The following is an 11681-nucleotide window of genomic DNA, read 5'->3' as shown; positions in this document are numbered from 1 at the left end:
TCCTTGTATACGCAGGCCCGGGCCCCCGGGCTACTGTGCTGGAGCAGCAGGCGGGGAGGCAGGCGTCTTGAGTCCGGCGGAGCGCGCCAGCCCCATGACGCCCTCCACCGCGGCGGCGATGTAGCCAAAGGGGTTGGCCCCATCCACCGCGGTGACATGCACCTCGCCCATCTTCTGCTGGAACGCGGCGGCCACCTGCGGCAACTGCCGCGCCAGGGTCATCTGGATGACCTCCGCGCTGACGCTGTTCTCGATGTCGCGCAGCGCCCGGGCCTTGCCCAGCTCCAGCTCCTGCTGCGCCTGGTCCTTGCGCACGCTCAGCTCGGCGATGGCCACCTCCGTCTCGACGATGGCCTTCCGGGCCTGCACCACCTGGAGCTCCGCGTGGAGCCGCGCGGCCTCCTGCTGGTGCGAGGCCATCTGCACGTCGTTCCACGCGGTCGCATGCTCGTGTTCGAGGCGCAGGCGCTCCAGCTCCAGTTCGGCCTTGGCGGCGGCCGCCTCCTGCTCGCGGCGCAGCTTCGCCAGCTCCACTTCCTGCTCGTGCCGCTGCCGGGACAGCTCCAGTTCCTGCTCACGCTGCTGCCGCGCCAGCTCCTGCTGCGCCTTGGCGTTCTCCGCCTCCTGCGCGCGCTGGAGCCGCACCAGCTCGATTTTCGCCTGCGCGGCCTCGGACTCCTGCGCCAGCTTCAGCTTCTCCAGCTCCAGCTTCGCGCGGCCCGCCTCCGACTCCTGCTCGCGCTTGAGCTTCTCCAGGGCCACGCGCTGGCGGGCGACTTCAGCGTCCTGTTCACGCTGGAGCTTCTCCATCTCCACCTGCGCGCGGCTGACGGCCAGCGCCCGCTCGGAGACGATTTTCGCGTCGGACAGGCGGGACTCGGCGGACAGCGCGTCCAGCTTCGCCTGCTCGTCGGCCACCTGCTTCTTCTGGCGCACCTCCTGCTCGGCGGCCATCTTCGCCAGCGCGACCTCGCGCTCCACGCTGGCCTGCTCCTGCTTCAGCGTGCGCTCCTGGGCGAGCTTCGCCTCGGCCACGCGCGCCTCCACCGCCAGCGCCTCCAGCCGGGCCTGCTCCTCCGACGTCTGCTTCTTCTGACGCACCTCCTCCTCGGCCGCCAGCCGCTGGAGGCTGAGCTGCCGTTCCGCCTCCGTCTCCTCGCGGTGGACGAAGCGCTCCTTGGCCAGCTCCGCCTCGCGAGCCTGCCGCTCCTGCTCGTGGCGGAAGCGCGCCTGCATGTTGCCGAAGACGGTGGAGGACAGGACGCGCACGTCCTGGATTTCAATCGTGTCCAGGAGGACGCCCCACCCCGCGTCCGTCGAATCCTCCGGGCGGCCCCGGCCGGACAGCACCGGCGCGATTTCCCGCATCAGCTCCCCGGCGATGCCCTCCTTGCGCTTGGAGAGGCACTCCTCCACGGTCAGGTTCGCCACCAGCCGCCGCGCGGCGCCGACGAACATCTCCCGCAGCAGCTCCGCCAGCTTCTCCTGCGCGCGCTCCGGAAAGGAGAAGTTGAGCATGCGGAAGGCCACCAGCGGATCCGCGATGCGGTACACAGCCAGCCCCGTCACCTGCACGCCCACCTTCTCCTGCGTCACCTGATCCGCGGAGAACTGGAGCCGCTGGATGCTGGTGGGGACGATGGCCACCGAGTCCCCGGGCAGCTTGAAGCAGCTCGCGCCCTGGCCGCTGATCTCCCGCACCCGGCCGCGCCGCATGTGGACCAGGAACTCGCTGGGCCGGGCGGTGATGAGGCCCCAGCGCTTGATCTTCTCCGGGTCCTCCGTGGGTTTCCCGGCGCGCCAACCCTCCGCGTAGCGCGGCTGCTCCAGAGAACCGCCGCCTCCCTCCATCCGGACCAGGTGCGTCCTCGCGCCCCCCTCGGGGGTCTCCGGCGCTTCCTTGGACCGGGCCGTCTGCTTCGCGCTCATGTGCCTGCCTCCCTGTAGTGCCTCCCCCCCGGTGCAGGCAGCCGGCCAGAGGGGCGCTCGCCGGGAAATCAAGAGGTTGGCCAGGAGGGCCGCGCCATTCCGGAGCACCCCGCACCAGGACGGCGCACGCGGACTGCCCCGTGCCGGTGCAGCGTTACTTAAGACGGCCTGTTGGGAGCACGCACCGGCGCCGCCCGCGCTCCGGATGTTCGCTTGACCCGAAGGGGCCCCTTTTTATATTTGACCAGTCCGGTCCACATTCAAGGTGTGCCGGTGTAGGCCCCCCGCGGCAAAGGCCCTCTCAGGGCGCCGGTCGACGTCCCCTCCAGGAAGGTGTTGGAAGCAATGGTGAAGCTGCCGATCTACATGGACAACCACGCCACCACCCCGCTGGACCCGCGGGTGCTGGAGGCGATGCTGCCCTACCTGCGAGAGGACTTCGGAAACGCCTCCAGCCGCAATCACGTCTTCGGCTGGAAGGCCGAGGCGGCGGTGAAGAAGGCCCGTCAGCAGGTGGCGGAGCTCATCGGCGCGGCCGAGCAGGAGATCGTCTTCACGTCCGGCGCCACCGAGTCCGACAACCTCGCCATCAAGGGGGTCATCGAGTACTACAAGTCCAAGGGTGACCACATCATCACCCTGAAGACGGAGCACAAGGCCATCCTGGACACCTGCAAGCGCCTGGAGCGCGTGCGGCAGGAGCGCCTGGACGAGCTGAAGCTGCTGCGGCTGGGGCAGCTCGCCGGCCAGGACGTCACCGAGGACAACCAGGCGGAGCTGCTGTCCAAGTACGACGTGGACTCTGACGAGACGTACCGCAAGTGGGCCGAGCTGCCCACCGGCGGCGCGCGCGTCACCTATCTGGATGTGGAGCCCGACGGCCGGGTGAGCCTGGACAAGCTGGCCGAGGCCATCACCCCGAAGACGGTGCTGGTCTCCATCATGTTCGTCAACAACGAGATTGGCGTGGTGCAGCCGGTCGCGGAGATTGGCGAGCTGTGCCGCTCCAAGGGCGTGCTCTTCCACTGCGACGCGGTGCAGGGCATCGGCAAGGTGCCCTTCGACGTGGAGGCGATGAAGGTGGACCTGGCGTCCATCACCTCCCACAAGATGTACGGCCCCAAGGGCATTGGCGCGCTGTACGTGCGCCGCAAGCCGCGCGTGCGCATCGCGCCCATCATCGACGGCGGCGGGCATGAGCGCGGCATGCGCTCCGGCACGCTGAACGTGTCGGCCATCGTCGGCTTTGGCCTGGCGGCCGAAATCGCGCGCAAGGAGCTGCCCGAGGAGTCGGCGCGCATCCTTCGCCTGCGCGAGAAGCTGCGCAAGGGCCTGACGGACGCGCTGGACATGACGACGCTCAACGGCTCGCTGGAGCACCGGCTGCCGGGCAACCTCAACATCTCTTTCGCCCACGCGGAGGGTGAGTCCCTGATGATGGGCATCAAGGACGTGGCGGTGTCCTCCGGGTCCGCGTGCACGTCCGCCTCCCTGGAGCCCTCCTACGTGCTGCGCGCGCTGGGCGTGGACGAGGAGATGGCGCACAGCTCCATCCGCTTCGGCCTGGGCCGGTTCACCACCGAGGAAGAGGTCGACTACGTGGTGAACCTCGTAGTGGACAAGGTCCGCAAGCTGCGCGACATGAGCCCGCTCTACGAGATGGCCAAGGAAGGCATCGACCTCAAGAGCATTGAGTGGACGGCGCATTAGCGCGCCTTCCCAGGCAGACAGGGGGGCCCCGGCCCCCTCGCCCGGTGGGCGTTGCCCTCCGGAACCTTTGGTGAGAAGCATCCGTTGAAGGAGCAGGCATGGCTTACAGCGACAAGGTCATCGAGCACTACGAGAACCCCCGGAACGTCGGGACGCTCGACAAGGAAGACCCGAACGTGGGCACCGGCCTGGTGGGCGCGCCCGCCTGCGGTGACGTGATGCGGCTCCAGCTCAAGATTTCCGAGGACGGGCTCATCGAGGACGCCCGCTTCAAGACGTTCGGCTGCGGGTCGGCCATCGCCTCGTCGTCGCTCGTCACCGAGTGGGTGAAGGGCAAGACGGTGGACCAGGCGATGACCATCTCCAACAAGGACGTGGCCCGCGAGCTGTCGCTGCCGCCGGTGAAGATTCACTGCTCCGTGCTGGCCGAGGACGCCATCAAGGCGGCCATCGAGGACTTCAAGAAGAAGCGCGCCGCGCGTCAGGCCAAGGCGTCCTGACGTCCGGGAAAGGGAGAGGCGAACCATGAGCGAGCAGGCGACCCAGGAGACGACGCAGCGCCAGGCGCCTGCCACCGCGCCCGTGGCCAAGCCCCCCAAGGGCATCACCATCGCGGACAGCGCGGTGGCCCGCCTGAAGGAGCTGCTGGAGCAGCGGCAGACGCCCGAGGCGGGCTTGCGGCTGGCCGTGAAGGGCGGCGGCTGCTCGGGCCTCCAGTACTCGATGGAGTGGTCGGAGAAGTCCCGCGAGCGCGACAAGATTTTCGAGAAGGACGGCGTGCGCGTCTTCGTGGACCCGAAGAGCTACCTGTACCTGATTGGCACCGAGCTGGTGTTCGAGCAGACGCTCATGGCCTCGGGCTTCAAGCTGAACAACCCCAACATCAAGGCGGCCTGCGGCTGCGGAGAGAGCTTCTCCGTCTGACGCGGCAGCACGCGCTCCACCCGTCCCTTCGGGTGGAGCCGCCGCCACGCGGGCCCGGCCAGCCGCCGGGCCCTTTTCGTTTGTCCCCTCCCCGCATTGGAGAGCCCCCGTGAGGACCCACTTCGACGTCTTCGGCTTGAAGCGCGCCTATGACGTGGACGTGCCGGCGCTGGAGAAGCAGTACCGCGAGCTGTCGTTGCAGCTCCATCCGGACCGCGTGGCACAGGCCAGCGCGCGCGAGCGCCTGCAGGCCCTGGAAGGCACCACCGCCCTCAACGAGGCCTTCAAGACGCTGAAGGACCCGGTGCGCCGGGCCTTCTACCTGCTCAAGCTCCACGGCATCGACCTGGACCGCGAGGACGCGGGCGCCCAGAAGGACATGCCGCTGGCGTTTCTCGAGGAGGTCATGGACCTGCGCGAGGCGCTGGATTCCGCCATGGCGAAGAAGGACCTGGGCCGCGCCCGGAGCATGGCGGATGACGTGGAGGCCCGGAAGAAGGCGGCGCTCACGGAGGCAGCCGGGGTGCTCCGCACCCTGGAGGCCAGCGAGCCGGGGTCTGGCGGGCAGGATGAGGTGAGAAAGGCATCGCACGCGCTAGGGCGGGTGCGCTACTTCACGCGCTTCCTCGAGCAGGTGGACGCGTTCGAGGAGGAGATTCAGGCGTGAGCAAGAACGGATACCTTCAGATTCACGACCCGCTGAAGCCCAAGGGGCAGGCGGTGGGCATCGACCTGGGCACGACGAACTCGCTGGTGGCGGCGGTGGTCAAGGACCAGCCCGTCTGCGTCCCGGTGGACGAAGGCGACTCGCTGCTGCTGCCCTCCGTGGTCCACTACGCCAAGGACGGCGGCGTGGTGGTGGGCAGCCGGGCCCGGAAGCTCGCGCCCGAGCACCCCACCGACACCATCGCCTCCGTGAAGCGCTTCATGGGCCGCAGCCCGGACGACGCGGAGACGCGCAAGCTGGGGCACTACAAGTTCGTGCCCGGCGCCAAGGTGGTGCGCTTCGATGTGGCCGGCGGCACGCCGGTGACGCCCATCGAGGTCTCCGGCGAGGTGCTGCGCGCCCTCAAGCGACGGGCCGAGGCCCACTTCTCCACCAAGGTGGAGCAAGCCGTCATCACCGTGCCGGCCTACTTCGACGACGCCCAGCGTCAGGCCACCAAGGACGCGGGCCGGCTCGCCGGGTTGGAGGTGCTACGGCTGCTCAACGAGCCCACCGCCGCCGCGCTGGCCTACGGCCTGGACAAGGGCAGCCAGGGCACCTTCGCCGTCTACGATTTGGGCGGCGGCACCTTCGACATCTCCATCCTCAAGCTGGTGGACGGCGTGTTCGAGGTGAAGTCCACCGGCGGCGACTCCGCGCTGGGCGGCGACGACTTCGACCGCGCGATTGCCCAGCGGGTGCTGGAGGCGCTGGGCGCTTCCGAGGCGCCCGAGCCCGCGCTGGTGGCCGAGGTGCTGGCCGCCTCGCGCAAGGCGAAGGAGGCGCTCACCGACGCGGCGTCCGTGGAGCTGACGGCGGGCGGCAAGTCGCACACGGTGACGCGCGAGGACTTCGACGCGTGGATTCAGCCCTACGTCCAGAAGACGGGCACGGTGTGCCGCCGGGCGCTGAAGGACGCGGGCGTGACGGCCGGGGAGCTGGACGGCGTCATCCTGGTGGGCGGCGCCACGCGCGTGCCCGCGGTGCGCAAGTACGTGGCGGAGCTGTTCGGCCGCGAGCCCCTGGGCGACATCAACCCGGACCAGGTGGTGGCCATGGGCGCGGCCGTGCTGGCCAACCTGCTCACCACGGCGGACCGGCAGGACGACGTGCTCCTGCTGGACGTGATTCCCCTCTCCCTGGGCCTGGAGACGATGGGCGGCATCGTGGAGAAGCTGATTCAGCGCAACTCCACCATCCCCACCACCGCGGGCCAGGTGTTCACCACGTTCAAGGACGGGCAGACGGGCCTGGACGTGCACGTGCTCCAGGGCGAGCGCGAGCTGGTGGAGGACAACCGCAGCCTGGCGCGCTTCACCCTCTCCGGCATTCCGCCCCTGGCCGCCGGCATGGCCCGGGTGGAGGTCCGCTTCCAGGTGGACGCGGACGGCATCCTCTCCGTCAGCGCCCAGGAGCAGAGCACCGGCGTCAGCCAGTCCATCACCGTGAAGCCCAGCCACGGGCTCACGGATGAGGAGATCGAGCAGATGCTGCTCGACTCCATCGACTACGCCGAGGACGACATCCAGGCCCGGCAGGTCCGCGAGCAGCGGGTGGACGCCGAGCGCGTCCTGGCCGAGGCGGACCGGCAGCTCGGGGAGCACGGCTCCCTGCTCCAGGACGGGGAGCGCGCCACCATCGACGCGGCCATCGCCCAGGTGCGCGAGCGGATGAAGGGCGAGGACCACCTGAAGCTGAAGGAGGCCGTGCACGCGCTGGACGAGGCGTCGCGCCCCTTCATCGAGCGGGTGATGAACCAGGCCATCACCCAGGTGGTGGCCGGCCACTCCGTGGAGGACTACTGACGTGCCGAAGGTGACTTTCAAGAGCCCCCTGGCCGAGGTCAGCGCCGACGTGCCCACCGGCACCACCCTGCTGGACGCCGCCGAGGCCTGCGGCGCCCAGGTGGGTCATAGCTGTGGCGGCGTCTGCGGCTGTTCCACCTGTCACATCTGGGTCCGCAAGGGCCTGGACTCGCTGAGCGAGCAGACGGACGCGGAGGCGGACCGCCTGGACATGGGCTTCGACGTCCGGCCGTACTCCCGCCTGTCCTGCCAGACGGAGCTGGGCAGCCAGGACATCCTCGTCGAAATCACCGAGGAGTCCCTCACCGCGTTCATGGACGAGAACCCCGTCCTGCGCCGTTCCCTCGAAGCCGAGGGGAAATGGCCGCTGAAGAAGTGAGGTTGTTACGTAGTGCTTGACGGGGCGGAGCAGTGGCTCTATACGTCCGGCCCATCGCAGCGCCGCACCGCGATGCACCGCCCGCCCAGGTGGTGGAATTGGTAGACACACTAGATTCAGGGTCTAGCGCCTGCAAGGGCATGGAGGTTCGAGTCCTCTCCTGGGCATGAAGTTGAGAAGGGGTCCCGGTTTCAAACCGGGGCCCCTTTTCGCTTTTCAGGGGTCAGGGTCTCGCGGGCTCCACGGCGTCATGCGCCACGTGGTTCGCCGCCTCCCGCGCGAGGCTGCCGCCCTTCCGCAAATCCCGGATGCGAATCTTCCGGAGGTGAACGGAGATGGCCCCCACCGTGACCTGGCTGATGACGGTCCCCAGGTGCGTGAGCGTGGAGAAGGCCGCCGCGTCCTCCGGCGAGGCCCCCAGACTGCGGGCCGCCCAGCTCGTCACGAAGTAGTAGATGCCCATGCCCGCCGGGACACCCGGGAGCGACTGCCCCAGGGAGATGGCGCCCAGCACCACCGCCCCCGCGAAGAGGCCCCCGGAGATGCCGATGCCGTGGAGCGCCAGTCCGTAGGCGAGCGCGGAGGCCAGCACCGGCCCCACCGAGAAGACGAACACCTTCGCCATGCCGGTGAAGGAGCGCGCCGTGCCCAGGCCTTCGCTGACGTGGTGGAGGAATCCCTCCACCCGGGGCAGCTTGTGGCGCTTGTGCAGGGCGAAGGCGAGCGGCCCGGACCAGTGCGCCAGCAGCACCACCAGAGCGACCAGCCCCACGCAGAGTGACACGGCCACCTTCAGCTCGCCCTCGAAGCGGGACAGCGTCTGGCCGAAGGGGCCCAGCAGCGACAGCGTGACGAGCAACATCAGCGCCGCGAACTCCATCAGTTTGCAGACGCCCACCGAGCCCAGGCAGCGGAGGAAGGGGATGCGCTGCGTCCGGGACAGGAGGAACGAGCGCATGATTTCGCCCAGCTTCCCCGGCAGCGCATTGTGGACGAAGGCGCCAATGGCCACCAGGTGGTAGCGCTCCTTGAACGGCACCGGCCGGCGGAGGGTGCGCTGCCACTGCACGGCGCGCAGCGGGATGAGGGAGGCCTGCAGCAGCATGAAGGGCACCAGCCACACGAGGTGGCCGGGCAAGTCCCTCACGAACTGCCCCAGGGGGAAGCGCGGCGTGAGCAACGGCCCCGGCCCGCCCAGATGCCACTTGAAGAAGGCCGTGGACAGCAGGACGACGGAGAGCACGAGCCCGAAGACGGCGAGCAGCACCTTGAGCAACGCCCGGCCTCCGGGATGCCTCGCCCGCCCCTTCACGGCACCAACCGGAGTCGAGGGGTGGAGTCGAGGTACGTCGCCGCGAGCCGTTCATGGAGCTGCGCGCAGTGGGACAGATTGGACAGGTCCACGGGCGCCTTCGCGGGCCAGCACACCAGGCTGTTGGCCTCCGTGCGCGTCAGCCCGCCGTGTGAGCCGAACTCCCAGGCGAAGCCCACCGTGCCTCCGCGCTGCACCGCCTCGCCGAAGAGGACCAGGTCCCCGGCGGTCGACATCGTCGGGAGGACTCGCAGGAAGTCCGCCACCGCGCGTTTGCTGAACTCGGAGGACAGGGGCGCCCGGTCCAGCGTGTCCACGGTGTAGACGCCGTCGCGCACGAGCGCTACGGCCCCGTTGCCTCGGCGCAGGGCCACGATGCCGATGTCCGGGCTCCGCGTCACGCGCGCCAGGATTTCGGGATGGCGCGCGAGCAACGCCCTGGCGTCCAGGGGCCGGGGCTCACCGGACAGATACACATGGGCGAAGTTGCCGCACTCGATGGCCACGGGCGTGAAGGGGGCGCGTGGGGTGGAGTCCGGAGCCGGGCGCGGCCGTCCCTCGCACAGGCCCTGCACGAGGTCGTCATGGAGTGGGCCGTCGCCGTGGGGCGCCAGCAGCCACTGCGTCAGTGACTGCCCCTTGCGCTGCTCCCACGGGAGACAGTCCACGTGTCCGTGGTCGGAGAGGATGACGACGTCGTAGGGCTGCTCCGCCGCGCCCGCGACGGCGTAGAGCTCCGCGAGGTACGTGTCCACGCGGTGGAGCTCCGCCTGCGCCAACTGGGAGCGCGGCCCACGACGATGGGCGACCTCGTCGTAGTTGCCATAGACGAGATACACGACGGGCACTCCCCGGGCCATGTCCACCAGGGCCTTGGTGAAGGCGAAGCTCCAGCCCAACCGCTGAAGGAAGACATGGCTGAACAGGAACGCGGGCTCGTGACGCCAGTCGTGAAGCCCGCGGGCCCAGTGGATGACTTCGCGCGCGGCGGCCCAGGTGTCCATGCCCAGGGAGCGCAGGTAGTCCCAGACGCTCCGCGTGCGCGCGCTGAGCAGCCCCATCATCTCGTAGGAGAAGGCGCGGGACATCTGCTCGAAGCTGGCCAGCGTGCTCATGCTGAGCGCGTTCTCCGCCCCCGCGCGGAACAGCGAGAAGTACCCGTGGCCGCCGCCGTCGAGCAGGCTGGTACGGCCCGCGCCACGCAGCCGCTGGTCGATGGTCAGCGCGTCCGTCGGCGTGTTCATCCGGACCTTGCGGCCCAGCTCACGATCGAACCATGAGTACGCCGGCAGGTTGGAGTGGCGCATTCCGTAGAGCAGCCCTGCCTGGAAGTAAGGCGTGGAGGTGGGCGCCCCCCAGAAGGCCTCGTCCAGGTGGAACTGTCCTGAGCGGATGAGCCTCGACAAGAACGGCATGCGGCCCGCGACGAGCGCTTCGTCGAGCAAGCCCTTGGGCACTCCGTCCAGGTGGACGATGAGCAGCTTCCTCGCCCTGCGAGCGGGCGATGGTGGCACCTGCACTCGGACCCGACGCACGAGTCCATGCGCCCAAAGGTGCATCGCCGGTGGAATCACAGCGCTCACGCGTGTCGCCTCCCCTCCTCCGGCAGGCAAGATGGCCATGTGAGTGGGCAGCCGCCCTGGAGTGAACATCGCCCTCCCGGACAGCAGCCGAGCGGGCGTCACGACTGATGGCCCGGGGAAGAAAAACAGGTGGCGGGGCGTCCATGTCGGCCCCCCTCATGTTCATTCCCGTCGCGGTCGTCCTCATCGCCAGCCTGAGCGCAACCCCTGCGGCCAGCGCACGCGTGGCGCCCGGACTGGAGCCTGTGAAGACAACGGGCTTCGACGCGATTGCCATCCCGCTGGTGAGCTTCAATTCGGACCAGGGCTTTGGCTACGGCGCCGTGGGCGGCATGTACCTCTACGCGCCGGGAAAGAAGCCCTATGCACACGCCATCAGCGCGCAGTTCTTCTTCAGCAATCGGGGCGTGCAGAACCACTCCCTGAAGTACGACGGACCTCGACTGCTGGGCCCGCTCCGCGTGGAAGGCCGCCTGGATTACCGGCGCGAGATTCGCAGCCCCTTCTTCGGCGCGGGGAACCAGTCCGCGCCGGACTTCCGAGGGGACGTGAACAACGAGCTGTACAACTTCGAGAAGGGAACGCCGGGCTTCTGGCTCCGGCTGCGCGGGCACCCCTTCGGAGACGAACACCCGCTCCAGTCCTACGTGGGCTACGGCTGGCGGCACATGCGCGTGGAAGCCTACGAGCGGTCCATGCTGTCGATGGAGAAGCCGCTGGGCATGGACGGCGGCAACATGGGCCAGCTCCTCGCGGGCTTCCTCTGGGATACGCGCGACTCCGAATCAGAGCCCCAACGCGGCGGCGTGGAGGAGTTCTCGCTGCGCGTGTCCGGCAACGCCACGGGCAACCGCTATCACTACGTGGGCCTCACGCTGAGCGAGCGGCGTTACTTCGCGCTGTCTCCCCGGCTGACGCTGGCGCACCGGATGACGTTGGACATGCTCTTTGGCGACGTGCCGTTCTACGAATGGAGCAACACGGGCGGCGTCAACGTGTCCGAAGGCATTGGTGGCATGAACAGCGTGCGCGGCATCGAGCGCAACCGCTTCGCCGGGAACATCAAGGCGTTCATGAACACGGAGCTGCGTTATCAGGCGGCTCGGTTCCAGGTGCTCGGGCAACAGCTCAAGGTGGGCGCGGTGGCGTTCGTGGACCTGGGCCGGGTGTGGCACCCGGGAGTCTCGGACGGCAAGTGGTGGCACTGGCACCCGGGCGTCGGCGGAGGCCTGCGATTCTCCCGACGCGCGGCGGTGGTCCGCACGGACTACGCGGTGTCCACCGGCTCCGGACGCCAGCGCTTCTACGTCACCTTCGGCCACATGTTCTGACG

General features: G+C 69.0%; 10 protein-coding genes and 1 tRNA gene. 8 read left to right on the top strand and 3 right to left on the bottom strand.

The features are described from left to right. Window positions 1–30: 30 nt before the first annotated feature. Window positions 31–1929 (bottom strand): SPFH domain-containing protein, encoded by a 1899-nt coding sequence (locus tag A176_RS09145; RefSeq protein ID WP_002634237.1) that lies wholly within the window; start codon window positions 1927–1929, stop codon window positions 31–33. Between the two features lie 348 nt (window positions 1930–2277). Between A176_RS09145 and A176_RS09140 the strand changes: the two genes are divergently transcribed. From A176_RS09140 to A176_RS09110, 7 genes are all read left to right on the top strand, one after another. Continuing rightward, complete coding sequence (locus tag A176_RS09140) at window positions 2278–3639, top strand: IscS subfamily cysteine desulfurase (RefSeq protein ID WP_226994380.1); 1362 nt, start codon at window positions 2278–2280, stop codon at window positions 3637–3639. Between the two features lie 98 nt (window positions 3640–3737). Then, complete coding sequence (gene iscU / locus A176_RS09135; protein WP_002634235.1) at window positions 3738–4139, top strand: Fe-S cluster assembly scaffold IscU; 402 nt, start codon at window positions 3738–3740, stop codon at window positions 4137–4139. A gap of 25 nt (window positions 4140–4164) precedes the next feature. Beyond that, the gene (locus A176_RS09130) at window positions 4165–4563 is read left to right on the top strand and encodes a HesB/IscA family protein (RefSeq protein ID WP_002634234.1); all 399 of its coding nucleotides are present in this window, start codon (window positions 4165–4167) and stop codon (window positions 4561–4563) included. A 109-nt stretch (window positions 4564–4672) separates the two neighbouring features. After that, the gene (hscB, locus tag A176_RS09125; RefSeq protein ID WP_002634233.1) at window positions 4673–5230 is read left to right on the top strand and encodes a Fe-S protein assembly co-chaperone HscB; all 558 of its coding nucleotides are present in this window, start codon (window positions 4673–4675) and stop codon (window positions 5228–5230) included. Beyond that, a complete protein-coding gene (hscA, locus tag A176_RS09120; protein ID WP_002634232.1) occupies window positions 5227–7074 on the top strand; it encodes a Fe-S protein assembly chaperone HscA in 1848 nt (615 codons plus the stop codon). Before hscB ends, hscA begins: the two co-directional genes overlap by 4 nt. Before the next feature lies 1 nt (window position 7075). After that, window positions 7076–7453 (top strand): 2Fe-2S iron-sulfur cluster-binding protein, encoded by a 378-nt coding sequence (locus A176_RS09115; RefSeq protein WP_002634231.1) that lies wholly within the window; start codon window positions 7076–7078, stop codon window positions 7451–7453. A gap of 83 nt (window positions 7454–7536) precedes the next feature. Further along, window positions 7537–7620, top strand: a tRNA-Leu gene (locus tag A176_RS09110). 56 nt (window positions 7621–7676) lie between these two features. Here the strand turns inward: A176_RS09110 and A176_RS09105 are convergent. Together A176_RS09105 and A176_RS09100 are read right to left on the bottom strand one after the other, a co-directional pair. Then, complete coding sequence (locus A176_RS09105; RefSeq protein WP_044890615.1) at window positions 7677–8765, bottom strand: lysylphosphatidylglycerol synthase transmembrane domain-containing protein; 1089 nt, start codon at window positions 8763–8765, stop codon at window positions 7677–7679. Beyond that, window positions 8762–10387: an alkaline phosphatase family protein gene (locus A176_RS09100; RefSeq protein ID WP_420811428.1), complete on the bottom strand. Its 1626-nt coding sequence runs from the start codon at window positions 10385–10387 to the stop codon at window positions 8762–8764. Before A176_RS09100 ends, A176_RS09105 begins: the two co-directional genes overlap by 4 nt. A 104-nt stretch (window positions 10388–10491) precedes the next feature. Here A176_RS09100 and omp85 point away from each other — a divergent pair, with 104 nt between their 5' ends. Further along, window positions 10492–11679 carry an Omp85 family outer membrane protein gene (gene omp85 / locus A176_RS09095; RefSeq protein WP_002634228.1) on the top strand — a complete coding sequence of 396 codons (1188 nt, stop codon included), beginning with the start codon at window positions 10492–10494 and terminating at the stop codon, window positions 11677–11679. The last annotated feature ends 2 nt before the right edge of the window (window positions 11680–11681 follow it).

It is taken from the genome of Myxococcus hansupus (genome assembly GCF_000280925.3).
Lineage (GTDB): Bacteria > Myxococcota > Myxococcia > Myxococcales > Myxococcaceae > Myxococcus > Myxococcus hansupus.
Note: the sequence above shows the minus strand (reverse complement) of the source record. Positions and strands in the feature narration are given on the sequence as shown.